The sequence below is a fragment of the Vibrio sp. 2-Bac 85 genome (genome assembly GCF_037546705.1).
Lineage (GTDB): Bacteria > Pseudomonadota > Gammaproteobacteria > Enterobacterales > Psychromonadaceae > Psychromonas.
On the sequence record NZ_JALAAB010000009.1, the window covers coordinates 1 to 24,609 of the forward strand.

The window sequence follows — 24,609 nt, forward strand, 5'->3', positions numbered from 1 at the left end:
TGTGTCCTTGTGGTATCCCGACAGCAATTTTCCCACATCATCAAGCATTCTGCGAAACAGGTAGATACCAAACACAATCACCAAGCTTGTATAATATTTAGAGCAACCCTGTTGACTGACGTTAGCAGGGATTTTTTCGTTTAATGCTTTTAGCGCTTTACATAAGTGCAAATGATAGGGATGATAGCATCGTTTAATAAGTGGGCTAGGCTCTGTCTATGGCGGTTCCAACTGCAATAGTTCGCGAATGGTGGAATGCTGCGGTATCTTTCCGTCGACAATATCCCCTACAAATCTGCTAGATGTCTAATACAATCATTAGCCTTAAATAGTATTGTTAAATCTTCAGTGGATAGTAGTTATAAATACATCCAATTTAATAATAATGAGAGGGTTATCCACATTAATACGACTAAGGGAATACCAATACGTAAAAAATCAGAAAATTGATAACCACCTGCGTTCATCACTAATAGGTTAGTTTTATAAGCCATTGGAGTTGCATAGCTTAAGTTAGCCCCAAATAATACAGCAAGTATAAATGGTTCTGGTGAAAGATTAAGCTGAGTAGCAACAGAAATGGCAATGGGGGTTCCAATAACTGCAGCAGCGTTATTAGAAACAATATTAGTTAAGATCGCTAGCAGTAGCATCAAAGCCGATAAAACTCCGCCTGGTGGAAGATCAGAGGATACTGCGACAAAGACTTGTGCAATATACTCTGCTCCTCCTGTAGACATCATCGCAGCACCAAGTGCTAAAGAGGCGGCGACTATTAAAATGACTTGGGTACTTAAGGCGGAAGAAGCTTCTTCCCAGTTTAAACATTTAGTTATTAATAATACTAGTACGCCACATACTGAGCTAATTTCAATTGGTAATAAATCGAATGCTGAAGAGAGCACGACAGCAAGTAATGTGCCTAACGCTAATGGCGCTTTACTAGTTTGTGGTAATTGCTCTGCACCATCTATGATTAATAAACCTTGTTGAGATTTTAGTCGTTCTATTTGTGTTGTTTTACCCTGTACTAATAACACATCAGCAATTCTTAAAGAGGTATTTGGAATACCACTACGAGCAGTTTCCATGGGTTTTCCTGCTCGATGTAATGCAATTACTGATATATCGTTTCTATTAAGAAAATTCGTTTGTTGTAAAGTTCTTCCTTCTAGCCCAGATCCTGCGATGATCACAATTTCAGCTAGTGTTTGATCTCCTGCTTCCAAAGCAGGTAGCTGCTCAGTCTTATCCGAATCAGAAAATAAAGTCGCCCCCAATACAGATTCATACTCTTTAATATTATCAGGATAATCGTGTATTTTTAAACGGTCACCTGCAATAAGCACTGTATCTGGTAAAGGGATGATATTTTGCTGGTTTTGATTACGTTGGATTCCTCCAATTTTGATCACGCCATCGGTCAGTTTAATTATTTCTGTAATGGTTTTACCATTAGCAGTGCTGTCTTCATTGATATTTAAATACGCCGTAAATAATCGTGGTGAAGTATCTGGCATTGAAGGTGTACGAGTAGGTAATAATTTAGGGGCTATAAGTCCTAAATAAAAAACTGCGACAACGGCAGCGATCAATGCTGGTTGAATAAAATCAAATAACTCAAATTCAATAACCCCCATATTTTTTGCAATACTAACGACTAATAAGTTTGTTGACGTTCCTATGGTTGTTGCCATACCCCCAACTAACGTAGCTAATCCCATTGGTAAAAGTAATGGTGATGAATCTGTTTTAGTACGTAACGAGACACTGATTAAAATGGGCAGTAATAGAACAACAACAGGTGTGTTATTAATAAATGCACTTAGCGCACCCGCTAAGATTAACGTTAATAATAAAGATAATTTTGGGCTTATTCTCCATAGTTTGGCTATGTATCTACCGATAGGCTCTAATGCGCCAGTTCGGACAATACCATGGCCAATAATCATTAATGCGCAAACCGTGACTAAAGCTTCGTGCCCAAATCCTAAAAATAATGAACTTGGTTCAAAGTAATGGGCGACTTTCTCGTCGTAGAAAGGGAAGAAAACAAATAATAGACAGAGGGCCGCTATGATTGAAAGGGAGGATGTTTCTAGAGGGATATCTTCACGACGAAATAAATATAATGCGAGTACGGTGATCAATAACACTGCAAGTGCATGATTATTAGGTAGATCTGGAATATTCAAATGCCATCTCCTTAATAATGTATTGTTACTATTTTATATATTAGATGTATGCAGCTTGTGATGTTTGGGTGGCATTGATATGAAATACACATCTCGACTAGAGTAAAAACGATATCATCAATATTTTAACATAATGCTTTTGTTTTTTTGCGGTGTGAATCATGATTGTGAAATATCGCTATTTTATTGTTCTTTATTGTTAGAAACAAAAAATATGGATTTAAAAAAACCGCAATTAAGCGGTTTTTTATTGTTGTATTATTATACGATTAACGCGTACCAAATACTACGATTGTTTTACCATGTGCAGAGATAAGGCCTTGTTCTTCTAACATTTTCAAAATACGTCCAACAGTCTCACGTGAACAACCCACGATTTGACCAATTTCTTGTCGTGTAATTTTGATTTGCATACCATCTGGATGTGTCATTGCATCAGGTTGCTTAGCTAAATCTAATAATGTGTTTGCGATACGACCTGTTACATCTAAAAATGCTAAGTTACCTACTTTTTGACTAGTAACTTGTAGTCTGTTCGCCATTTGACGAGAAAGACGCATTAGAATTTCAGGGTTTACTGTAATTAGCTGAGTAAATTTTTTGTAAGAAATTTCAGCTACTTCACATGCTGATTTGGCTTTTACAGAAGCACTACGAATTGGTTCTTCTTCTTTGTCGAATAAACCTAATTCACCGATGAAATCACCTTGGTTTAGATAAGATAGGATCATTTCTTTTCCATCTTCATCTTTAATTACAACAGCAACAGATCCTTTCACAATAAAGTACAGCGTGTCAGCTTTTTCACCTGCATGAATTAACATACTTTTTGCCGGATATTTGTGCGTATGACAATGTGATAAAAACCATTCTAAAGTAGGATCGGTTTGAGGTTTGGTAATGATCATAAACTTCCCTTTATCTGTATTGAATAGCTAATGGCTATTTCTTTTCATTTGTTGCACGAATAGACTTGTATATGAATTGTATCGCTTTTTTTTCAAACTCTATAATGTTTCTCAACATTAGTTGTGCAATAAATTAGATCTTGGTCATAAACAAGATTTATTTATTATGGTTTTGATTCGTTTTGCACTTTTGCTCTCGGAATTTACCAAAGATCTATGATTTATTTATCTATTTTGAGTCTGTTGGAACTCTTGCTTACTAATTAAAGTAACACTCTCATTTAGCTCCGAATACATGATAAATATTTCTTCATTTTTTATTTGAGCTAAAATTTGTTGTGTTTTTTGTTGTAATGAAAACTCTACTTCTCCGTAATCAGTACCCTCACGTAAAATATATTGTTCTATTAAATTGTTTAATGTCATTGCATCAAGTTGTTGGTAAGGTATTAACATAAAAGGGCTCATCTAGGCTTTTCTTTAACAATACATTAATTTAAAGGTGAAGTATGAGTTTGTTAAATGATTTACTTAAAAATAATAAGCAATGGGCTGAGGATATCTTAAAAGAAGATCCTGAGTTTTTTACACATTTAGCTGAGCAGCAATCACCAGAGTATTTATGGATTGGTTGTTCCGATAGCAGAGTGCCTGCCAATCAATTATTAGGTCTGATGCCGGGTGATGTTTTTGTACATCGTAATATTGCTAATTTAGTGATTCATACCGACTTGAACTGTATGTCTGTGATTAAATATGCTGTTGATGTATTAAAGGTAAAGCATATCATAGTAACTGGTCATTATGACTGTGGTGGAATACGCGCAGCGATGGAAAAACAATCTTTTGAATTGATAGATGGCTGGTTAAGAAACATTAAAGATGTGTATGTAAATCATCGTCATGAATTTTTAGAGTCAATGACTGATAAGCAGAAATTAGATCACCTTACTGAGCTTAATATTATTGAACAAGTCAAAAACGTTTGCCATACCACCTGTGTCCAAAACGCATGGCTTAAAGGTCAAGATCTAACGGTGCACGGATTGATTTATTCTGTAAAAAACGGACGTTTAAAAGATTTACAAGTGAATTTTGATAATATCGACAGTATTAATGATTTATATCATATTAATTAATAGCCCTGTAGTAATAGGCTAGTTGTACAAAAATAAATAGTGAAATTCAAATGGAGTGGAATATGAACAAAAAATTAATTGGTTTGTTGTTAGTTGGCCTGCCTTTTTTTGCAAGTGCTGCGGATATTGAGGCTGGTAAAGCAAAATCGGCAGTTTGTGTAGCTTGTCATGGTGCAGAAGGTATTTCTGCTGTACCTATTTATCCTAACCTCAAAGGGCAAAAAGAAGTGTATTTAGCTTCTTCTTTAAAAGCGTATAAAGCTTCACAACGACAAGGGGGGATGTCTGCATTGATGATACCGCAGGCTGCAGCTTTAAGTGATACTGATATCGCTAACCTAGCTGCTTATTATTCTTCGTTGAAATAAATATATTCATGTTACACCTCGATTAAAAATGGCCTCAATGAGGCCATTTTTATTCATAATAAAAGATAGTTAAATATCAATATTATAGGTCGTCAGAGTGACCTGATAAGTATTTTGCTACGCCTTCTGGAGTCGCTTCCATACCTGCTTTGTCTTTAGCCCATTGCGCAGGACAAACTTCACCGTGCTCTTCGTGGAATTGTAATGCATCAACCATACGTAACATTTCATCAATATTACGACCTAAAGGTAGATCGTTAACTACTTGATGACGAACAACGCCGTTTTTGTCAATTAAGAAAGAACCACGTAATGCAACGCCAGCTTCTTCTAATTCAACATCGTACGCTTTACAAATTTCGTGCTTAACGTCTGCTACTAGTGGATATTGAACTGCACCGATACCGCCATCATTGATAGCAGTGTTACGCCATGCGTTGTGAGTGAATTGTGAATCAATTGATACACCAATAACTTCAACACCACGTGCTTGGAAATCACCAAAACGTTTGTCGAAAGCAATTAGTTCTGAAGGACATACAAAAGTGAAATCTAATGGGTAAAAGAAGATAACTGTTTCTTTACCGTTTGCGAATTCTTTTAGGTTAAAACTATCAACAATTTCACCGTTTCCTAATACTGCTGCTGCTGTAAAATCAGGAGCTTGCTTACCTACTAATACCATGAGATTTTCCTTTATATAGATTTAAATGAAGCCATGCACAATTTTTATCAGGCATAACTTCTGTAGAATGCGTTAAATGGAATAAATATGCGAATTGTTTATAGCGATTAATTTGATAGTTTTTAGCTATTGAAATGTTGTTTTTATGTTCTGAATGAATAAACCCGCTTATTAAGGCGGGTTTATTCAGATATTTATTTGTGCTTGTACTAGTTGCTTAGTCTAAGCATTAAGGGTTTCGTCCATATTTACTGAAGTCAGGTTTACGTTTTTCATTAAAGGCATTTCTTCCTTCTTGTCCTTCTTCACTCATATAAAATAACATGGTTGCGTTGCCAGCTAATTCTTGTAATCCAGCTTGACCATCACAATCCGCGTTCAGTGCTGCTTTTAAACAACGTAATGCCATTGGGCTGTTTTGTAATATTTCTCGGCACCATTTCACGGTTTCTTTTTCAAGGTCAATCAATGGAACGACTGTATTCACTAAGCCCATATCAACTGCTTCTTGAGCATCATACATACGACAAAGAAACCAGATTTCACGTGCTTTTTTCTGCCCTACAATACGTGCCATATAACTGGCTCCCCAACCACCATCAAAAGATCCTACTTTCGGGCCTGTTTGACCAAACTTTGCATTATCCGCTGCAATCGTTAAATCACACATCATGTGTAATACATGACCTCCCCCGACAGCATAACCAGCAATCATTGCGATAACAGGTTTGGGGCAAGTCCGGATCTGACGTTGAAAGTCTAAAACATTAAGATGATGGCCGCCTTCTTCATCTTTATAACCTGAATCACCACGGACACTTTGATCACCACCTGAACAAAATGCTAAATCTCCAGCGCCAGTCAGAATAATTACGCCAATCTTTTGATCATATCGTGCGTCATGTAAAGCTTGCATCATTTCATTGACCGTTTGAGGACGAAAGGCGTTCCGAACTTGTGGTCGATTGATGGTTATTTTCGCAATACCTTCGGTCTTGTGATAAATAATATCTTCAAATGGTAAAGAACTTTCGTTCCACGTTATCGCTGCATAGAAATCTGCATCAGTCATATAGGCTCCAACTTAATGTTTAAAAATGCTCTGTTAAGAATAGTTGTTTAATATTATTGGCGTAGTTTATGGGATCTTGTTGGTGAGTGTTATGACCTAAACCATTAAAACAGTGGGTTTTTATATTGTTTGTTTGTGGAATAAGTTTGGCTATCTGCGTGAATTTGGTGTCTTTTTGCCCATAAAAATAACTAATCGCTAACGTTGTTTTGCTTAGAAAGTATTGTGCACAGTATTGTTGGGATAAACTGGTTGAAAGCAACATGTTCGCTAAGAAAACACCATAATTGTGGCTTCTTTTCTTTATTATTGTTTGTTTTTGTTGCTCACTTAAATCATTAAAAATGGCCTGTGTATACCATTGTTGTAAACTCTCTTCGATAGATTGAGTTGAAAATTTTTCTGCCCAGGCTAGATCAAATTGATAGCGACTTTGCTTGGATGCTTGATCCGTTAATCCGATATGACATGATTCCAAAATCAAATGCTTTAAACGAGGGTCCTGTTGGCTTCGAGCGTAATCTAATGCAATCCGCCCACCCAGTGAGTATCCGACTAGACAAAACGAGTTAATGTTAAGTGATGCCAAGGTGAATTTGATTAATTGATGGCAGTGTTCAAAGCCGCCTTCTAAAGGCGCTACATTAGCAACTGATGAACCATGACCTGGCAAATCGATGGTGACACAATGAAAGTCATTTTTAAGATGTTCAATGGTCCTTTTCCAATCTTTTCTATTGCCTAAAAAACCATGTAAAAAAACCAAAGTAGGGTGGTCTGGTGAGCCTTGCTGTTCACTATATAATGGCATTTTGTAGTTGCTCCTTGATCTCTTGTAACTGCGTCGGTGTTATCAAATTACTAATACAGATCTCAATCAGTGTCGCTTTATTTTCTGTGTTTATTGAAGCCGCATGTTGGTAATTCTGTTTAAAGTCTGACAACGTTTTAGGCTGTTGATAAGCTATTGCAAATTGCGCACAGGTTTGGGCAAACGTTAAACCATGTGGTAATTGATAAAATGCTTGCTGTTGTGCTTTAGGGACGGGCAATAGATTGAAAATACCCCCACCATCATTATTTAAAAGTACGATCACAAATGGCTGATTTAATTGTGTTAATAAAGCTAAGGAATTTAAGTCATATAAAAAAGAGGTATCGCCAATTAATAGCGTCGTTGCCCCTTGTCTCTTTTTTGCAATACCCACTGCCGTTGCAATCACTCCATCTATACCACTTGCACCACGATTGCTATAAATCGTTGCATTTGTATTGGCAAACATATCAGCTAAGCGGATCGCGAGGCTGTTTCCTAGCATAATATTATCTTTGCTGTGATTTAATACATGGGCAGTACTATTTGCTTCACTAATCTGATCATCTAGTAAATACGGATTAATAATGTCTGGTAATCGATCTTGATATATTTTTACTTTTTCAAGCCAATTTTTATCTGTTTTTTTATTATTGTAGGTTTTTTTTATGAAGTTTTTTGCGTTGCTTACAAAACGTTGAGTGACACAATGTGCGGGATCTATGCGTTGTGTATATTCAGAAACCACCCAAATAGGAACGACTGTTGAGCCGATATATTGTGTTAGCCTTTTGCTTACTAAGTGATCTGAAAATTGTATAATCAGATCTGCTTCATCAATGTGTTGCTTAAATGATGGACTGCACAGTAATAAATCGTAGCCGATTATATTATTTATTGCTCCCTGCAACTGAGATTGAACATCTGCGAACATTAAGAGATCAAATTGTTGGCAAAACTGTGCGATTGCCATTGCCTGCTGCTTATTACTGATGCGCCCTACAACCACTAAAACTTTCTCTGCATTCAAGTTAATATTTTTATCTACAACTTTATCGTGTTGTGTTGAATGGTAAGTCGTGTAAAGACGATGATGACTATCCCATCCCTTTAAACTACTGAGATAATTTTTGAAGTTAATGGTTTTGTGTTCGGGATAAAAAGGTTCAGCAATTGCCATATTAAAGTGAATAGGGCCTTTATCTATATGTTGCTGAAATAAACCTTGGTTGAGCGTTGTTAATAAATAATTACTTTTAATAGATTCCGTCGGCGTTGGGATTTGTGCAAAAAATATTGGGTAATCGGCAAAAATTTTATACTGATCTATTGCTTGATTTGCTGCGCAATTAATTAGTTCAGGAGGCCTATCTGCAGAAATAATGATCAGTGGAATATGGCTTTGTTTTGCTTCTATCACTGCTGGATATAAATTAGCCACTGCGGTGCCTGATGTAGTGATGATTACAACCGGCTTTGATGAAGCTTGGCTCAAACCTAATGCAAGAAACCCTAAGCCTCGTTCGTCAAAATGAACATGTGTTATTGCTTTGGGGTGATTAGCAACAGCCAGCGTCAATGGGGTTGAGCGAGACCCCGGTGCAATACAAAAGTCACTGATACCATATCGAGTTAACTCTTCAATAAACAGGCTAGACCATAATAAATTAATATTATGATGCTGATGGGGAAAGGTATATTGGTGATCTACCTGTGTCATTGCATGCCCTCTAATATGTTCCCAATATGGTTAATATTGTTCGAATCTTATTATCTAACTCTTGCCACTCTTGTTCTGCAATAGAGCCGGTGACAATGCCTGCCCCTGCAAATAATTTAATACAGTTTTGAGTCACCAATGCGCTTCTTATGGCAACACTAAAATCACTTTCATGTTCAGTTATACAACCAACAGCACCTGCGTACCAACCTCGTTGATAGGGCTCATTATCATTAATGAATTGTAATGCGGGTAATTTAGGTGTGCCACCCACTGCAGGAGTAGGGTGTAATTTGTATAACAGATCCCTATCTTCAGTTTCATCAAGTAGTTGAGCTGTGATCGGCACACATAAGTGTTGTACATTGTGTAGTTGCATAACCTGAGCTGGTGCGCAATTTACTTGTGCTTTGAGTTGCTTTAAATTAGCAATAATAAATTCTTGGACAATATGATTTTCACGGTCTATTTTTTTATCATTTAATAAACTTTGTAATAAAAGATCATCTTCACGTTTATTTATACCCCTATTCACTGTGCCTGCTAAAGCTTCAGTTGTTACCGTTCGCTGCCGACGAGAGAAAAGGCGCTCCGGAGAGCAGCTAATAAAACTCTGCTTATTAGATAGTTTTAAAACATAATGGAAACTATTAGGGTTAGCTTGCTGCCAAAGTGCCATCATATCCCAGGTATTGATGGGGGTATCAAAGCATAATTCAGTTTCTCTTGATAACACGACTTTGGGTAATAAAGCTTTATATTCTATGGCAAGTTCAACTAATTTAGCCCATTGTTGCTGGTTAGGGCTATCTTGACGTTTCAGAAATTGTGAATTAAATGCGACTAAAGGCACTGTAGGTTGTAATAATTTAACACTATCAATTGTTTTTATAATGCTATTGGTTCCATTAAAATGGAAAGTGACTTGTGTTTGTTCTTTGTCTTCGTCAGTCGCTCTTAATTGTTCAAATGCCATTAACGGCCTGATGAATAGAATGGCTGGAAAGTCAGGCCATTGTTGACCTTGCTGTTGGAAAGCTAAACCACCTATATAAAATGCTTGTTCAGTGGCTTTGGGGATATGATGTAACGTTTCAATAGCGCCAAAACAGGCAAGAGTTTTACTTTTTTCTTTATTTTGCCAATAGATATGCGGTAATAAAGGTAAGTTTTCTTGGCCAGCCAATCTTTGTCCTTTTAATAAAGGTAATAAACTGATTGGTTCAATAGTTACTGTTAAATTGGTACTCGGAAAGTGTCCGTGAATAAGACTAAATGATTGTAATTGCTGTATTAATGTTTTTTGTAGTTGTTGAAGTTGGTTCATATCTTCGACTATAACCCAGTGCTATATTTATCTATTCATGTTTGCTAATGTAGCGCGATATTAACCTTATTCCTAGTGCCGTTATCAATTATCACCATTTTTATAGGACTTTTAGTGAAATCATTTCAAGTTTGGATTCAAGCGTGTCGATTACGTACCTTACCGCTAGCTGTTGCTTCTATTATTGTTGCCGCTGGCTTAGCGGTACAGCATCAAGTTTTTAGTGCGAGTATTTTTTTATTATCTATATTAACTGCTTTATTACTACAAATATTGTCTAATCTAGCCAATGATTACGGTGATGCGTTAACGGGTGCAGATGATCAGAGGACGGGCCCAGAAAGGGCGATGCAAAGTGGTTTGATTAGTGCCGCATCGATGAAAAAGGCAATAGTACTGGTCACAGGGTTATGCCTCATTTCTGGACTTTCATTATTAAGCGTTTCGTTTGCCGGCGATTTAACTCGTTGGCTGGTTTTCTTAGGGTTAGGTGTAGCTGCTATTATTGCTGCAATTACTTATACCATGGGTAAATTACCCTATGGTTATCGTGCCATGGGCGATATTGCTGTTTTCTTATTCTTTGGGTTATTAGGTGTACTCGGGAGCTTTTATTTACAAGCGTTAACGCTGCCTATTTCTTTAATATTACCTGCTATCAGTGTTGGTTTATTAAGTGCAGCTGTTTTAAATATTAACAACATGCGTGATGTTTATAGTGATAAAGCGGCTAATAAAATCACTTTAGTGGTTTTATTAGGGCGTAAAAAAGCATTTGTTTATCACTTAATGCTTATCAGTACTGCAATGTTATGTAGTTCACTTTATATTTATCAGCTTGAGGGAAGCCAATTTTGGCAATATCTATTTTTATTAATTACTAGCCCATTAGCGAAAAGCTGCATTCAAATTGCTGAAGCAATCAAGAAAGATGATCGAGAAGGTTCGATTTTTAATGAACAACTGAAAAACACTGCAATCAGTGCTTTTGTATTTTCATTATTATTTGCAATTGTTCTTATCGCTTAAAATCGATTAATTATTATTCTAATCACTGGTTTTAAAACCAGTTATTAGGGTTTATTTTGCTATTTTCATAAAAGATGACAAAATAAAGTCGAAAAAAACAACATATTTCCGCTTTTTTCTAAATACTGTGTTCTGTTTAACTACAAAGATTGTATAATGCCGCGGGAATATAGCCTCCAATTTTTTAAATACAGAGTATAAAAAATGACAGATTTAAGTAAATACAGAAACATTGGTATTTTCGCGCACGTTGATGCGGGTAAAACTACTACTACAGAGCGTATCTTGAAACTTACTGGACAGATCCACAAAACTGGTGAAGTACATGATGGCGAATCTACAACTGACTTCATGGAACAGGAAGCTGAGCGCGGTATTACTATACAATCTGCTGCTGTAACTTGTTTCTGGAAAGATCATCGTTTTAACGTAATCGATACTCCTGGACACGTTGACTTCACTGTTGAAGTTTACCGTTCACTTAAAGTATTGGATGGCGGCATCGGTGTATTCTGTGGTTCTGGTGGTGTTGAACCACAATCAGAAACTAACTGGCGTTACGCGAATGACTCAAAAGTTGCACGTATTATCTTCGTAAATAAATTAGACCGTATGGGTGCTGATTTTTACCGTGTAGTTAAACAAACTAAAGACGTTTTAGGTGCTAACCCACTAGTTATGGTTCTACCTATCGGCATAGAAGATGACTTCTGTGGTGTTGTAGATCTATTAACTCGTCAAGCATTCGTTTGGGATGAAACAGGTCTTCCTGAAAACTACTCTATCCAAGATGTTCCTGCGGACATGGTTGATAAAGTAGAAGAGTACCGTGAAATGTTGCTTGAAGAAGCACTAGGTCAAGACGATGACTTACTTGAAGCTTACCTTGAAGGTGAAGAGCCATCTCTAGAAGACATTAAACGTTGTATCCGTAAAGGTACGCGCACAATGGAATTCTTCCCTACTTACTGTGGTTCTGCGTTTAAAAACAAAGGTATGCAAAACATCCTTGACGCTGTTGTTGATTACCTACCTTCACCTACAGAAGTTGATCCACAACCTCTTACAGATGAAGAAGGCGAGCCTAACGGTAAATTCGCACTTGTTTCTGCTGAAGAAAGCTTTAAAGCACTAGCATTTAAAATTACAGATGACCGTTTTGGTTCATTAACTTTCGTACGTATCTACTCAGGTACATTGAAGAAAGGCGATACCATCATGAACGCTGCTACAGGTAAAACTGAGCGTGTTGGTCGTATGTGTGAAATGCAAGCTGATGATCGTAACGAACTTACTTCTGCACAAGCGGGCGATATCATCGCTATCGTTGGTATGAAAGGTAACGTTCAAACTGGTCACACATTATGTGATCCAAAAGATCCAATCATTCTAGAAGCAATGGTTTTTCCTAACCCAGTAATCTCTATCTCTGTTACACCAAAAGATAAAGGTTCTACTGAGAAAATGGGTATTGCGATTGGTAAAATGGTTGCAGAAGATCCTACATTTAAAGTTGAAACTGATATCGACTCTGGTGAAACAATCCTGTCTGGTATGGGTGAGCTTCACTTAGATATCAAAGTTGATATCCTTAAACGTACATACGGTGTTGATTTAGTTGTTGGTGAACCTCAAGTTGCTTACCGTGAAACAATCACACAAGCAATCGAAGATTCTTACACACATAAGAAACAATCTGGTGGTTCTGGTCAATTCGGTAAAATTGATTACCGTATCAAGCCTGGCGAACCTGGTTCTGGTTTTGCGTTTAAATCAATTGTTGTTGGTGGTAACGTACCTAAAGAATTCTTCCCAGCTATCGAGAAAGGCTTTAAAAGCATGATGGATACTGGTGTACTTGCTGGTTTCCCTGTACTTGATGTTGAAGTTGAACTTTTTGATGGTGGTTTCCATGCCGTGGATTCATCTGCAGTAGCATTTGAATTAGCAGCTCGTGGTGCATTCCGTCAGTCTATCCCTAAAGCAGGCGCACAACTTCTTGAGCCTATGATGGCTGTAGACGTGTTCACTCCTGATGATCATGTTGGTGATGTAATCGGTGACCTTAGTCGTCGTCGTGGCATGATCGCTGGTCAAGAGCCTAGTGCTTCTGGTGTTCGTATTAAAGCTGACGTACCTCTTTCAGAAATGTTTGGTTACATCGGTTCACTACGTACAATGACTTCAGGTCGTGGTCAGTTCTCTATGGAGTTCAAAAACTACATGCCTTGTCCTGCTTCAGTATCTGATGCTGTGATTGAAAAAGTTAAAGCTGATAAAGCAGCGGCTAAAAAATAATTTCTGTCCTAAATTAGGATAAAGAAATATTTTTAAGTTGATAAACCCTTGCTATGAAAATAGTGAGGGTTTTTTTATGCTTATTGTTTTAATTAAGTAATAAAAAGATTCGACTGAAACAGTCCGATAAATACTATCCAGTAGTGACTTCTATATCGAGTTCAAAATACCATGCCCTTGTGCGTCAACTGTATCTGATGCCCTAATACCCAGAGTAAGTCGGATAAGTCGAGGAAGTTGATAAAGTCTATTAAAGTAAGGCAGGCAAGGACTAATTAATATTAGTGTGCTTTGCTTTTAGCAAATCCTTTTGTCATGAAACGCGCACTACTTTTTGCCATCAATAGGCCATCTACATATAACTCACCTTCTACTTTATAAAGAGGAGGACGAGAAGGCAGAACTTTAGCTGTCATCAAAATATCACTATTGATCTTCATTTCATGTAAAAAACGAATATTCATATCCGCTGTTACAGCTTCAATATCTTGATTGAAAACTGCTTGGCACATGCTGCTATCTAATAATGCCGCTAAAAAACCACCATGCAATATACTTTCATAACCCTGTTGGTGAATTGAGCTTTTAAAATGAGCCCAGACTTGCTGATTAGGATCACTGTAAAAATCTAATTTCAAACCTAATACGGCATTTGGCCCACACAACATGCAACCTTGATGACTTTTTTTCTTGCGTACTAAGGTTAGTGGCTGAGGGATATTATTGTTATTAAGTGACTGTAATTCTTTTAATAATTGTGTTTTTTCTGAGTCATGAGTAGCAGACATATTGACCTCTATCATTCATTATTGACAATAAAGTAATTGGCATATGCTAATTACTTGGTTAAGATAACATATCAAAAGGTAATTGATAACTGATAACTGAAATTTAGAACTAAGGATTGATAACTGTAAATGAGACCTAAAATAAAGCGACATATCTGTGCTGAAAAATTTGCTAAATGCAGTCTATTTAAACCCAATGGCATTCCAGTAACTAAGCTAATCAAAATCAGCATTGAAAGTGATGAATTGGAAGCTGTCCGCTTGGTAGATATTGAAGGGCTTTCGCAACAGGATGCAGCCAAAAGAATGCAAGTTTCACGACAAACCTTTGCCAATATTTTAAAAAAGTCACGTTTTAAGATAAGTAATGCATTGATTAACGGTCATGCATTAGTGTTACCCAATGAATTAGTCAACCTAGATAATTAAGGAAAATACCATGATTTATGCTGTCGCAATGAGTAATAATAAGCTCTCTCACCAGTTTTCAAAATCTGAGAACTTCGCCTTTTATAATGAAAACAATCAGATAATAGCTGTGCATGATAATCCAGCTTTAGGCCTTAGCGGTTGTTCTGCAAAGTTATTGATTATTCAACTCTTACAAGAAATGCACTGCGATGTTGTGATTGTTAGAAAAGTAGGTGAGAAAACCTTAGCAAAACTACTGAATGCAGGTTTAAAAGTAGAGCAAGGTAATACAAGGGATGATATTGAAACATTATTGGAAAGTGCTAAATTACTTCGTCGTTCTTTAAATACACCTGAGCAAGGGGTGTTGAAAAAAGCATCACATAAAAATGCTGGTGGTCGATGCTGTAGTCATCATTAGATAATATATTCGTTATTCATCAATTTTATAGCTTAGATCTACATGCTTCAGGCCTTGAGGATTTTTGCATTTTGAATGCTAAAATGTTGAGTTAGCTTTAAATAATAAGTGGTTTAGTTTATTGGTTTAAATCACTTAATTACTTCCTGCCCATTACTAAATAGAAACACGATTAAAGGGTTAAGGTCTTTTTTGCTTAATTCTCTTCACCTGTTTAACTTGATTGCTTTTTCTTCTATACTGCCTGCATCTTGTCGGAGTGCTAATGGGAATGTCCCAAAGGCTGAGACCACATTAAATAATTTTTTAATACATGGTACTAATCAGTGTTAACAAAATTATGTGGGATCCGTGGAACCTGATTGGGCTAATACCTACGAAGGGAACAAGTAGAAAATTTCATTCCATTGATCTTTTTTAACTTCCACACAAATTCGACAAGCACTCTTCTAATTTTTTATAAGCTTTTTATAATAAACAGGTAAAGAATGCTATGTCTAAAGATATTAACTCAACATTAAAAACAACCGATCGTAAAGGTCTATCACGCCGAGAATCACGCCAAGCTGCACAAGACTATATTCAAAATTTGAATAATGAGTCTTACCCCAACTCTGAAAAAATCTTTATCGATGGGGATATCCATCCTATCAAGGTCGCGATGCGTCAGATCCACCAAACCGATACGTTTGTTGGCGGCAGTGAAGATAATCCAGTTTATGAACAAAATGAGCCCATTCCTGTTTACGATACGTCAGGCCCTTATACTGATCCGAATACTAAAATAGATGTTCATGCGGGGTTACCAAAACTACGTCAAAGCTGGATAGAAGCGCGTGATGATGTTGAAAAACTTGACGGAGTGACGTCTGCGTTTGCACAAACACGTTTAGCGGATGATTCATTAGATGAATTACGCTTCGCAAATTTACCTAAGCCTTTGCGTGCGAAAAAAGGGCAGTGCGTAACACAAATGCACTATGCTCGTCAGGGTATTATCACACCAGAAATGGAATATATTGCGATTCGTGAAAACCAAGGCCGTGAGCGTATTAAATGTGAAGCATTACATTCACAACATGCAGGGCAAAGTTACGGGGCGAATTTACAGGAATCGATCACACCTGAATTTGTACGTTCAGAAGTGGCGAGAGGCCGTGCAATCATCCCATCAAATATCAACCATCCAGAATTAGAGCCGATGATCATTGGCCGTAACTTTTTAGTTAAAGTTAATTCTAATATCGGTAACTCTTCTGTCTCATCTTCCATCGAAGAAGAAGTGGAAAAATTAGTGTGGTCAACGCTGTGGGGCGGAGACACGGTAATGGACTTATCAACGGGTCGTAACATTCATGAAACACGTGAATGGATCATGCGTAATTCTCCAGTACCAATTGGCACTGTCCCTATCTATCAAGCTCTAGAAAAAGTGAATGGGGTGGTCGAAGATTTAAGTTGGGAAGTGTTTCGCGATACGTTAATTGAGCAAGCAGAGCAAGGGGTGGATTATTTCACTATTCATGCCGGTGTATTGTTACGCTTTGTTCCGATGACGGCTAAACGTGTGACTGGTATTGTGTCTCGTGGTGGTTCAATCATGGCGAAATGGTGTTTGACCTATCACAAAGAAAACTTTGCTTACGAATACTTCCGTGAAATCTGTGAAATTTGTCAGCAGTATGATGTGTCGTTATCACTCGGTGATGGCTTGCGTCCAGGTTCGGTTGCTGATGCAAATGATCAAGCACAATTTTCTGAATTAGAAATATTAGGTGAGCTGACTAAAGTAGCGTGGGAATATGATGTGCAAGTGATCATCGAAGGCCCAGGTCATATACCGATGCAGATGATCAAAGAAAACATGGATAAACAGTTAACAGAATGTTTTGAAGCCCCATTTTATACCTTAGGTCCATTAACCACGGATATTGCACCGGGTTACGACCATATTACTTCTGGTATTGGCGCTGCCCAAATCGGCTGGTATGGCTGTGCAATGCTCTGTTATGTGACGCCTAAAGAGCACTTAGGGTTACCGAATAAAGATGATGTAAAAGTGGGTTTGATTACTTACAAAATCGCTGCACATGCTGCTGATTTAGCAAAAGGTCATCCTGGTGCACAAATTCGTGATAATGCACTATCAAAATCACGTTTTGAATTCCGTTGGGAAGATCAGTTCAATCTAGGTTTAGATCCCGTAACATCACGTGAGTATCATGACGAAACCCTACCGCAAGAATCGGGGAAAGTTGCGCATTTCTGCTCTATGTGTGGTCCTAAATTTTGCTCAATGAAAATTACCCAAGATGTACGCGACTTTACTGCGAAGTTAGATTCAGGTGAAATATCGATCAAAATATTAGGTGAAACCATTGTTATGACTACAGAAATGACAGTGGAACAAGGTATGGCGCTTAAAGCTAAAGAATTTAATGACAATGGTGCTGAAATTTATCAACCAGCTTTTGTGGATAAAATATAAAGCTTAGATAAAGTATGATGGCAAAAATTATCGGCGATTAGTCCTTTACTGATCGCCGGTTTACAAACAAGTTTAAGGTTAAATATGAATAACATAGTGTGGACAATAGCTGGATCAGACTCTAGTGCCGGTGCAGGGATCCAAGCCGATCTCTGTACATTTCATGATTTAGGGGCTGATGGTTGCTCTGTGATCACCGCTGTGACTGCACAAAATTCTCAAGCCGTGCAGTTAGTTGAAAGTGTTTCAGAAAAAATGTTCACACAACAGTTAGCTAGCTTAGCGGAAGATATGCCCGCTAAAATCATTAAAATAGGTTTGGTTGCAAGTGTTGAGCACGTCAAAATACTAGCTCAACAGTTAGCTTTATATAAGCAAACTTGGGCGCATAAGCCCTTTGTTATTTACGACCCTGTCGCCGTCGCTTCAACGGGTGATGAAATGGCTGAAGAGGGAATTCTTGAGGTCATTAAAAAACAATTATTACCGCAAATTGATCTTCTAACACCTAATGCAAATGAAGTCCTTACGTTATCTGGTCATGCATTAATTTCTGGTGAATCCTTTAAACCGGCAGCGGATAAGTTAATCAGCATGGGTTGCGCTAGTGTTCTGATTAAAGGGGGGCACTTTGAGCTGGTGGATGATATTGCACTTGATTATTGGAGTGATGGAAGCAGAGAAATCGCATTAACCAGCCCACGTTTAGATAATGTTCATACACACGGGACAGGTTGCACCTTAGCCAGTGCGATTGCTGCAGCAATGGCACTCGATTATTTTATTGAGGATGCTCTCGTTATTGCAAAAGCTTATTTAAACCAAGGTTTAAAAGCATCTAAAGCCCTGGGTGCTGGTGAAGGCTCTGTTGCTCATTGTGGCTGGCCAACACTAAGAGAAAACTTTCCTGAAGTCGTTTTACCTGAATCCTCTATTGGTTACGAACTTGACCTACCTGGTAACTTAGAAGCGGGTCCTGGTTTCGAGCCTTGTGATACGACTAAGCTAGGTTTATATCCTGTTTTAGACTCTGTGGAGTGGGTCGAGCGAGCTTTAAAAATGGGGGTGAAAACACTACAGTTGCGTATTAAAGATAAACAGCCTGAGCAAGTAGAACAACAAATTATTGATGCTATTGCGTTAGGTAAAAAGTATGACGCAAGATTATTTATCAATGATTATTGGCAGTTAGCGATTAAACATAATGCTTATGGAGTACACCTAGGCCAAGAAGATATGGATGTGGCTGATTTGCCTTTAATTGCCGATGCAGGATTGCGTTTAGGACTTAGTACACACGGTTATTATGAAATGTTACGTGCAAGACAACTCAAGCCAAGTTATATCGCACTAGGTCATATTTTCCCAACACAAACGAAAGATATGCCTTCCGATCCACAAGGGTTAACACGTTTGTCTAAGTATGCGAACTTGATGTCAGATATGGCAACCGTTGCAATCGGAGGCATTAGTTTAGAACGTGCTCCAGCAGTATGGCAGACGGGAATTGGTAGTATTGCGGTTGTAACAGCAATTACATTAGCAGATGACCCTAAACAGGTGATTAATCAGTTTAATGAGATCATGTGCTAGTAGTGAATAAAGGATAAAAATATGTTGAATGACGACGAATTATTACGTTATAGCCGCCATCTTTTATTAGAAGATGTTGGAGAAACGGGTCAACAGGCTCTCAAGAATGCCAAAGTACTGATTATTGGGATGGGTGGGTTAGGTGCACCTGCTTCACTATATCTTGCGGCTGCAGGTATTGGGCATATTGTGTTGAATGATTTTGACCATATTGAAGTCAGTAATTTACAGCGTCAAATCGCATATCAAAGTTCAGATATTGGTGAGTCCAAGGTTGAAGTGACTAAGCGTAAATTACAACAAATCAACCCAGAAATTAAAGTTCGAAGTATCAATAAAGAAATGCACGAGATGCAATTGACCATGGAATTGACCATGGCGGATTTAGTGTTGGATTGCACTGACAACATGGCGAGTCGACAGTTGATTAATAAAGCCTGTGTTAATGCAAAAGTGCCTTTAATTGTCGGCGCCGCGATCCGCTTTGAAGGTCAACTAATGTTCTTTGATCATAGTGAAGTAAATTCACCTTGTTACCATTGTTTATTTCCAAGTTCAGAAGAGCAAGCACTCAATTGTAGTAACTCAGGCATTATTGGCCCTGTGGTTGGTACCATTGGGACACTACAAGCATTAGAAGCGATTAAATACTTTGTGGGTTTGCCTTCAGGGATTAAAAATAAATTAAAGTTATTCGATGGAAAGTCACTAGATTGGCAAACTTTTACGGTTAATAAAGATCCAAAATGCAAAGTATGTGGACAGCATTAATCTGGTTACGCTCATTAAATTGCACTGATAGAAAAAGATTAATTGGACGGTAAGTAATGAAAATACAAATTAATGAACAAGTAGTAGAGCTCGCAGAGAATACCAATATCGAGCAATTATTAGCACATTTAAATAAACCTCTTATGGGCAGTGCTGTTGCGGTTAATCAAGACATTATCAGTCGCTCTCATTGGGCCGACACTATTCTTAACGAGGGTGACAATATCTCTCTATTCCAAGCGATTGCAGGTGGGTAAATCATGTTATTTGATGAAATGAATAAAAATGACCAATTAATCATTGGTGATAAAACGTTTTCTTCTCGTTTATTTACAGGGACTGGAAAATTTAACGACCAAAAAACTATGGTGGCAGCCTTAAAAGCATCGCAATCAGAATTAGTCACAATGGCGTTAAAACGTGTGGATATGCAACATCGAGATGATGACATTCTTGCGCCGCTCATTAAAAATGGCATGAACCTATTACCAAATACCTCTGGTGCCCGTAATGCCAAAGAAGCCGTATTTGCTGCAGAGCTAGCCCGTGAAGCATTGCAAACGAATTGGGTTAAATTAGAAATTCATCCCGATCCAAAGTATTTACTACCCGATCCAATTGAAACCTTAAAAGCAGCCGAAATGTTAGCTAATAAAGGTTTTGTTGTTTTGCCCTATGTTCATGCTGACCCTGTTTTGTGTAAGCACTTAGAGGCAGCAGGTTGTGCTGCTGTGATGCCATTAGGCGCTCCGATTGGCTCAAATAAAGGCATTAAAACTGGTGATTTTTTAGAAATTATCATTGAACAAGCCAATATTCCTGTGATTGTTGATGCCGGATTAGGTAGCCCATCTCATGCGGCTTTAGCGATGGAAATGGGCGCTGATGCGGTATTAGTGAATACGGCAATTGCCGTGGCTGGCAATCCAGTTGCTATGAGTGAAGCGTTTGCTAGAGCGGTTCAAGCTGGTCGTCAAGGCTATTTAGCTGGCTTAGGCGGACAAAGCTCACAAGCTATTGCTTCAAGCCCGTTAACGGCATTTCTTGAGGCAAGTCTATGAATTTCAGTGACAAAATAAAAGAGTATCAATGGGACGATATTCGCTTATCTATCTACGCTAAAACAGATACAGATGTACAACGTGCCTTATCAAAGCCGCGTTTAGATTTAGAAGATTTTAAAGCGTTAATAAGTCCAGCTGCTGAACCTTATCTAGAGCAAATGGCGCAAAAATCACAGCAGTTAACTTTGCAACGTTTTGGTAAAACGCAGCAGTTTTATATTCCACTTTACCTGTCTAACATGTGCAGTAACATTTGTACTTATTGTGGTTTTTCAATGCACAATGCATTGCGTCGTAAAACTCTCGACATGCAAGAAATTGAGAATGAATGCCTCGCCATTAAAAAAATGGGGTTTGATCATATCTTAATTGTGACCGGGGAATCTGAACGTAAAGTAGGTATGGATTATTTCAAGCAAGCTTTACCTGTTATCAAAAAACACTTTGCAAACATCACCATCGAAGTACAACCACTTGATCAAAACGAATACAGTGAATTGATTGAATATGGAGTCAACGCAGTATTGGTGTACCAAGAAACTTACAATCCAGTCACCTATGCTGAGCACCATCTTAAAGGTAAAAAATCTGATTTTATCTACAGATTGGATACGCATGATCGACTAGGTAAAGCGGGTATTCATAAAATGGGATTAGGAAGTCTGATTGGCCTAGAAGAATGGCGTACGGACTGTTTTTATGTAGCGGCGCATTTAAGTTATTTGGAGAAAAAATATTGGCAAAGTCGTTATACTATTTCATTTCCGCGTTTGCGCCCCTGTGAAGGTGGAATGGAAATAAAGTCAGTGATGAACGATAAAGAGCTAGTACAGTTAATCTGTGCCTATCGTTTATTTAACCCCGAAGTTGAATTGTCATTATCAACACGTGAATCTGAACACTTTCGCAACCATGTTTTACCCTTAGGTATTACCTCTCTAAGCGCTGGTTCAAGTACTCAACCAGGCGGTTATGCAGAGCAATCAGAGGTGGCATTAGAGCAATTTGAGATCAGTGATGAGCGTTCACCTGCTATGATGGCGGAGATTGTTAAAAAACAAGGTTATGAAGTGGTCTGGAAAGATTGGGATCATAGTTTAACTGCAAAATAATGGCTATTCCCGTTACCATTCAAGTGCAAAAATAATGTATTTTGATGAGTAACGGATATAAGGAAAATAAAGATGACAGAGTTCGAACAAGAAGAAGAGATTTATGCGACGTTAGTAGAAATTAAGCGTGAACCGATCGAGTTATATAAAATATTAAAAATTGAAAACCTTGTTTCCGGTGGTGGCGAAGCGAAGCAAGTGATCGCAGAAGGTTATGTTTCATTGAATGGAGAAGTCGAAACTCAAAAGCGTAAAAAAGTTTATGCGGGCGATCTAATTTACTTTAATGAGCAATATTTTCAGATTGCCGTACAAGGTGAAACAGCTGATTATGAGTTTGTAGAGCAGGAGCAGCCGATTACGAATAATAATGGCAAACAAGATAAGCAATCAGAATTACCACAAGCTGCTAAAAAAAATCGAAAACCAATTAGCTTTTAAGGATTACAATAGTTAATTGTCGTTGATAAAAATTACACTTTTTTATTTATATTTCAATAGTTTAAATTTGAACCTTTTTATTTGTGTGATGCCGATCACCATTTTGGTTTTTTATATCATTTTTTCATGAATTTCTTTGGAAACTTATATAAGTTAGGGGCGTTACTTAACAGGGACACGGATCGTCTACATTTTTGACTAAAGTAATGGTGCTTATTCGAGCACTTATCTCTCAAAATCATCAATAAAAATGATTCTAAACTATAGGAAAATGAATATATGACATTCAATAAATATTTAATTGCCGTTGCCTCTGGTGCTATTCTCTCTGCTCCGCTTTCTGCTGCTACTATTTACAAAAACGATGCCCAAGAATTCAATGTAGGTGGACGTGTAGAAGTACGTGGTAACCTAACTGATGGCGAATACACTGATAAATCTCGTGTACGTTTGAATGTAAACGGTAAAAACAAGTTAAATGAAGATTTGACTGTTTTTGGTCGTTATGAATTTGAAATTAAAGAAAACAAAGATGACAATGAAGCAAACCTAACAACACGTCATCTTTATGTGGGTGGCGATACTCAATTTGGTACTGTTATTTACGGTCATCAAAGCAATGCGGTTACCTACCTAACTGACTTTACCGATGTAGCTGAAACGTTTGGTGGTTATATTAATGACAACACAGAAACATCAGCTGACCGTTCAAAGAACACATTACGTTACATCTATGAAGCTGATAAGTTAACTTTTCAGGCATCTGGCACTCAAAATGCAAATAATAACGCAGATGGTTTTGGTGTAATGGCAGCGTATAAAATCTCGCCTGAAGTAGAATTAGCTGCAGGTGTAGCAAGCAGCGACCAAGAATATGATAATGGTGTGGAAAAAAGACAATCTGATTCTTATATGCTCGGTGCACGATACTCAAAAGATAATGTTTACCTAGCAGCGACAGGCATGACAGGTAATATCTCTGCTGCTGGTATTGCAGATTCTGATTTTGTTGCTGCGGACGCTTATGCAGGTTACTACTTTGGTGAAGATAATGGTAACTTGGTCAATATTGGTTATAGCTACTATTCAGCCGATGACATCGCGTCGTTAGAGACTAACTTTGTTGCTGTTGAATATGCACGTTACGTCGGTAACTTTGCTGTATACGGTAGTTATAAATTAGCACTAAATAACGATATGTCTGCTGGTAACGACAAACGTGAAAATGAACTACAACTAGGTGCTCGTTACGGCTTCTAAGTTATTGTTCACGATATAGTTCATTCAGAAAAGCACTCTTTTTGAGTGCTTTTTTAGTTTTAGTTGGAGATAATTAAAGATGAAATTTTGGAATGTTTTGAGCATCGCAATGGCCTGTTGCATAAGTTCACAGGTGTTAGCGGATATCCAGTTAACCATACCTTCACAAGTTAAATTACAGCTTGTTAATGGTGAAAAGTCATCTAGTGCCTCACCGGTATTATTAAAAAATGGTCAAAATCAAATCGCATTTCGCTATCAAGATCGTTATCGCGTAGGGGGGGATGATGTATTTTATTCTTCTGATATTATCATTATGAACTTTGCGGGAAAGGATGATAATTATGTGATGGCTATACCTAAATTAACATCACAAGCTGAACGTGATGCTTTTAATGAAAAGCCCAGTATTAGCTTAAAAGATAGCCAGTCACAGGACGTATTATTTGAGCAGGGCAAACTATTGAAAAACGGTATGCAGTTTGACCGTGATTTAGTGGCAGAAATGAAAGATTATAATCTGACCTCTCAACCTGCTTCATTACAACAGCGTGTGACCATTATTACCACTCCAGGTACTCAGTCTGAAGTAGATGTTGCGGGTAAAATGTTAGATTATTGGTACCAGAAAGCAGATCAAAAAACGCGTGAACAATTCAAACTACGTATTAGTCAATAATATACCGTTTATGCACTCAGCTTGAA

Annotated in this window: 23 protein-coding genes, 1 pseudogene and 1 riboswitch; of the genes and pseudogenes, 15 read left to right on the forward strand and 9 right to left on the reverse strand. The window is 37.7% G+C overall.

Annotation, left to right across the window (positions count from 1 at the left end):
- Positions 1 to 359: 359 nt before the first annotated feature.
- From MT390_RS10905 to MT390_RS10915, 3 genes are all read right to left on the reverse strand, one after another.
- A complete protein-coding gene (locus MT390_RS10905; RefSeq protein WP_499441103.1) occupies positions 360 to 2,195 on the reverse strand; it encodes an SLC13 family permease in 1,836 nt (611 codons plus the stop codon).
- Positions 2,196 to 2,464: 269 nt separating this feature from the next.
- On the reverse strand, positions 2,465 to 3,103 hold the full coding sequence (gene crp, locus MT390_RS10910; protein ID WP_028868783.1) for a cAMP-activated global transcriptional regulator CRP: 639 nt from the start codon (positions 3,101 to 3,103) through the stop codon (positions 2,465 to 2,467).
- 225 nt (positions 3,104 to 3,328) lie between these two features.
- Positions 3,329 to 3,559, reverse strand: coding sequence for a YheU family protein (locus tag MT390_RS10915; RefSeq protein WP_499441257.1), 231 nt, complete (start codon positions 3,557 to 3,559; stop codon positions 3,329 to 3,331).
- A gap of 53 nt (positions 3,560 to 3,612) precedes the next feature.
- Here MT390_RS10915 and can point away from each other — a divergent pair, with 53 nt between their 5' ends.
- Together can and MT390_RS10925 are read left to right on the forward strand one after the other, a co-directional pair.
- Entirely contained in the window at positions 3,613 to 4,242 is a 630-nt protein-coding gene (can, locus tag MT390_RS10920; RefSeq protein WP_166371678.1) for a carbonate dehydratase, read from the forward strand.
- Between the two features lie 62 nt (positions 4,243 to 4,304).
- A complete protein-coding gene (locus MT390_RS10925; protein WP_166371679.1) occupies positions 4,305 to 4,610 on the forward strand; it encodes a c-type cytochrome in 306 nt (101 codons plus the stop codon).
- Between the two features lie 82 nt (positions 4,611 to 4,692).
- Here the strand turns inward: MT390_RS10925 and MT390_RS10930 are convergent, their stop codons facing one another.
- From MT390_RS10930 to MT390_RS10950, 5 genes are all read right to left on the reverse strand, one after another.
- Positions 4,693 to 5,295: a peroxiredoxin C gene (locus tag MT390_RS10930; RefSeq protein WP_166371680.1), complete on the reverse strand. Its 603-nt coding sequence runs from the start codon at positions 5,293 to 5,295 to the stop codon at positions 4,693 to 4,695.
- 229 nt (positions 5,296 to 5,524) lie between these two features.
- Positions 5,525 to 6,367, reverse strand: a complete 843-nt coding sequence (menB, locus tag MT390_RS10935) for a 1,4-dihydroxy-2-naphthoyl-CoA synthase (RefSeq protein ID WP_499441106.1) — start codon at positions 6,365 to 6,367, stop codon at positions 5,525 to 5,527.
- Positions 6,368 to 6,386: 19 nt separating this feature from the next.
- Positions 6,387 to 7,178: a 2-succinyl-6-hydroxy-2,4-cyclohexadiene-1-carboxylate synthase gene (menH, locus tag MT390_RS10940; protein ID WP_499441108.1), complete on the reverse strand. Its 792-nt coding sequence runs from the start codon at positions 7,176 to 7,178 to the stop codon at positions 6,387 to 6,389.
- Positions 7,165 to 8,901, reverse strand: a complete 1,737-nt coding sequence (menD, locus tag MT390_RS10945) for a 2-succinyl-5-enolpyruvyl-6-hydroxy-3-cyclohexene-1-carboxylic-acid synthase (protein ID WP_499441110.1) — start codon at positions 8,899 to 8,901, stop codon at positions 7,165 to 7,167. The genes menH and menD overlap by 14 nt, the downstream gene beginning before the upstream one ends.
- A gap of 10 nt (positions 8,902 to 8,911) precedes the next feature.
- Positions 8,912 to 10,228 carry an isochorismate synthase gene (locus tag MT390_RS10950; RefSeq protein ID WP_499441112.1) on the reverse strand — a complete coding sequence of 439 codons (1,317 nt, stop codon included), beginning with the start codon at positions 10,226 to 10,228 and terminating at the stop codon, positions 8,912 to 8,914.
- A 114-nt stretch (positions 10,229 to 10,342) separates the two neighbouring features.
- Between MT390_RS10950 and menA the strand changes: the two genes are divergently transcribed.
- Both menA and fusA read left to right on the forward strand, forming a co-directional pair.
- Complete coding sequence (menA, locus tag MT390_RS10955) at positions 10,343 to 11,257, forward strand: 1,4-dihydroxy-2-naphthoate octaprenyltransferase (RefSeq protein ID WP_166371685.1); 915 nt, start codon at positions 10,343 to 10,345, stop codon at positions 11,255 to 11,257.
- A gap of 204 nt (positions 11,258 to 11,461) precedes the next feature.
- Positions 11,462 to 13,555 carry an elongation factor G gene (fusA, locus tag MT390_RS10960; RefSeq protein WP_166371686.1) on the forward strand — a complete coding sequence of 698 codons (2,094 nt, stop codon included), beginning with the start codon at positions 11,462 to 11,464 and terminating at the stop codon, positions 13,553 to 13,555.
- A gap of 281 nt (positions 13,556 to 13,836) precedes the next feature.
- Here the strand turns inward: fusA and MT390_RS10965 are convergent, their stop codons facing one another.
- Positions 13,837 to 14,343 (reverse strand): PaaI family thioesterase, encoded by a 507-nt coding sequence (locus tag MT390_RS10965; RefSeq protein ID WP_499441115.1) that lies wholly within the window; start codon positions 14,341 to 14,343, stop codon positions 13,837 to 13,839.
- 129 nt (positions 14,344 to 14,472) lie between these two features.
- Between MT390_RS10965 and MT390_RS10970 the strand changes: the two genes are divergently transcribed.
- From MT390_RS10970 to MT390_RS11020, 11 genes and pseudogenes are all read left to right on the forward strand, one after another.
- Positions 14,473 to 14,772: a DUF134 domain-containing protein gene (locus MT390_RS10970; protein WP_499441117.1), complete on the forward strand. Its 300-nt coding sequence runs from the start codon at positions 14,473 to 14,475 to the stop codon at positions 14,770 to 14,772.
- A gap of 10 nt (positions 14,773 to 14,782) precedes the next feature.
- Positions 14,783 to 15,175: a NifB/NifX family molybdenum-iron cluster-binding protein gene (locus tag MT390_RS10975; RefSeq protein ID WP_166371690.1), complete on the forward strand. Its 393-nt coding sequence runs from the start codon at positions 14,783 to 14,785 to the stop codon at positions 15,173 to 15,175.
- Positions 15,176 to 15,420: 245 nt separating this feature from the next.
- Positions 15,421 to 15,577: riboswitch (TPP riboswitch) on the forward strand.
- 91 nt (positions 15,578 to 15,668) lie between these two features.
- Positions 15,669 to 17,663, forward strand: a complete 1,995-nt coding sequence (gene thiC, locus MT390_RS10980) for a phosphomethylpyrimidine synthase ThiC (RefSeq protein WP_499441119.1) — start codon at positions 15,669 to 15,671, stop codon at positions 17,661 to 17,663.
- A gap of 84 nt (positions 17,664 to 17,747) precedes the next feature.
- Positions 17,748 to 19,256, forward strand: a complete 1,509-nt coding sequence (thiE, locus tag MT390_RS10985; protein WP_499441121.1) for a thiamine phosphate synthase — start codon at positions 17,748 to 17,750, stop codon at positions 19,254 to 19,256.
- A 21-nt stretch (positions 19,257 to 19,277) separates the two neighbouring features.
- The gene (locus MT390_RS10990; protein ID WP_166371692.1) at positions 19,278 to 20,027 is read left to right on the forward strand and encodes a HesA/MoeB/ThiF family protein; all 750 of its coding nucleotides are present in this window, start codon (positions 19,278 to 19,280) and stop codon (positions 20,025 to 20,027) included.
- Positions 20,028 to 20,083: 56 nt separating this feature from the next.
- The gene (thiS, locus tag MT390_RS10995; RefSeq protein WP_499441123.1) at positions 20,084 to 20,284 is read left to right on the forward strand and encodes a sulfur carrier protein ThiS; all 201 of its coding nucleotides are present in this window, start codon (positions 20,084 to 20,086) and stop codon (positions 20,282 to 20,284) included.
- A gap of 18 nt (positions 20,285 to 20,302) precedes the next feature.
- On the forward strand, positions 20,303 to 21,088 hold the full coding sequence (locus tag MT390_RS11000; RefSeq protein ID WP_499441258.1) for a thiazole synthase: 786 nt from the start codon (positions 20,303 to 20,305) through the stop codon (positions 21,086 to 21,088).
- Entirely contained in the window at positions 21,085 to 22,203 is a 1,119-nt protein-coding gene (thiH, locus tag MT390_RS11005; protein WP_166371694.1) for a 2-iminoacetate synthase ThiH, read from the forward strand. Before MT390_RS11000 ends, thiH begins: the two co-directional genes overlap by 4 nt.
- 72 nt (positions 22,204 to 22,275) lie before the next feature.
- Positions 22,276 to 22,492, forward strand: a pseudogene (locus MT390_RS11010) (RNA-binding S4 domain-containing protein); the annotation flags it as partial.
- A 431-nt stretch (positions 22,493 to 22,923) separates the two neighbouring features.
- Positions 22,924 to 23,904 (forward strand): porin, encoded by a 981-nt coding sequence (locus MT390_RS11015; RefSeq protein ID WP_499441126.1) that lies wholly within the window; start codon positions 22,924 to 22,926, stop codon positions 23,902 to 23,904.
- A gap of 79 nt (positions 23,905 to 23,983) precedes the next feature.
- Positions 23,984 to 24,583 (forward strand): YccT family protein, encoded by a 600-nt coding sequence (locus tag MT390_RS11020; RefSeq protein ID WP_499441128.1) that lies wholly within the window; start codon positions 23,984 to 23,986, stop codon positions 24,581 to 24,583.
- The last annotated feature ends 26 nt before the right edge of the window (positions 24,584 to 24,609 follow it).

Bases quoted from the DNA above. Each gene is read 5' to 3' on its own strand.
- crp (WP_028868783.1), bottom strand. From the start codon at position 3,103: ATGATCATTACCAAACCTCAAACCGATCCTACTTTAGAATGGTTTTTA.
- MT390_RS10915 (WP_499441257.1), bottom strand. From the start codon at position 3,559: ATGTTAATACCTTACCAACAACTTGATGCAATGACATTAAACAATTTA.
- can (WP_166371678.1), top strand. From the start codon at position 3,613: ATGAGTTTGTTAAATGATTTACTTAAAAATAATAAGCAATGGGCTGAG.
- MT390_RS10925 (WP_166371679.1), top strand. From the start codon at position 4,305: ATGAACAAAAAATTAATTGGTTTGTTGTTAGTTGGCCTGCCTTTTTTT.
- MT390_RS10930 (WP_166371680.1), bottom strand. From the start codon at position 5,295: ATGGTATTAGTAGGTAAGCAAGCTCCTGATTTTACAGCAGCAGCAGTA.
- menB (WP_499441106.1), bottom strand. From the start codon at position 6,367: ATGACTGATGCAGATTTCTATGCAGCGATAACGTGGAACGAAAGTTCT.
- menH (WP_499441108.1), bottom strand. From the start codon at position 7,178: ATGCCATTATATAGTGAACAGCAAGGCTCACCAGACCACCCTACTTTG.
- menD (WP_499441110.1), bottom strand. From the start codon at position 8,901: ATGACACAGGTAGATCACCAATATACCTTTCCCCATCAGCATCATAAT.
- MT390_RS10950 (WP_499441112.1), bottom strand. From the start codon at position 10,228: ATGAACCAACTTCAACAACTACAAAAAACATTAATACAGCAATTACAA.
- fusA (WP_166371686.1), top strand. From the start codon at position 11,462: ATGACAGATTTAAGTAAATACAGAAACATTGGTATTTTCGCGCACGTT.
- MT390_RS10965 (WP_499441115.1), bottom strand. From the start codon at position 14,343: ATGTCTGCTACTCATGACTCAGAAAAAACACAATTATTAAAAGAATTA.
- MT390_RS10970 (WP_499441117.1), top strand. From the start codon at position 14,473: ATGAGACCTAAAATAAAGCGACATATCTGTGCTGAAAAATTTGCTAAA.
- MT390_RS10975 (WP_166371690.1), top strand. From the start codon at position 14,783: ATGATTTATGCTGTCGCAATGAGTAATAATAAGCTCTCTCACCAGTTT.
- thiC (WP_499441119.1), top strand. From the start codon at position 15,669: ATGTCTAAAGATATTAACTCAACATTAAAAACAACCGATCGTAAAGGT.
- thiE (WP_499441121.1), top strand. From the start codon at position 17,748: ATGAATAACATAGTGTGGACAATAGCTGGATCAGACTCTAGTGCCGGT.
- MT390_RS10990 (WP_166371692.1), top strand. From the start codon at position 19,278: ATGTTGAATGACGACGAATTATTACGTTATAGCCGCCATCTTTTATTA.
- thiS (WP_499441123.1), top strand. From the start codon at position 20,084: ATGAAAATACAAATTAATGAACAAGTAGTAGAGCTCGCAGAGAATACC.
- MT390_RS11000 (WP_499441258.1), top strand. From the start codon at position 20,303: ATGAATAAAAATGACCAATTAATCATTGGTGATAAAACGTTTTCTTCT.
- thiH (WP_166371694.1), top strand. From the start codon at position 21,085: ATGAATTTCAGTGACAAAATAAAAGAGTATCAATGGGACGATATTCGC.
- MT390_RS11015 (WP_499441126.1), top strand. From the start codon at position 22,924: ATGACATTCAATAAATATTTAATTGCCGTTGCCTCTGGTGCTATTCTC.
- MT390_RS11020 (WP_499441128.1), top strand. From the start codon at position 23,984: ATGAAATTTTGGAATGTTTTGAGCATCGCAATGGCCTGTTGCATAAGT.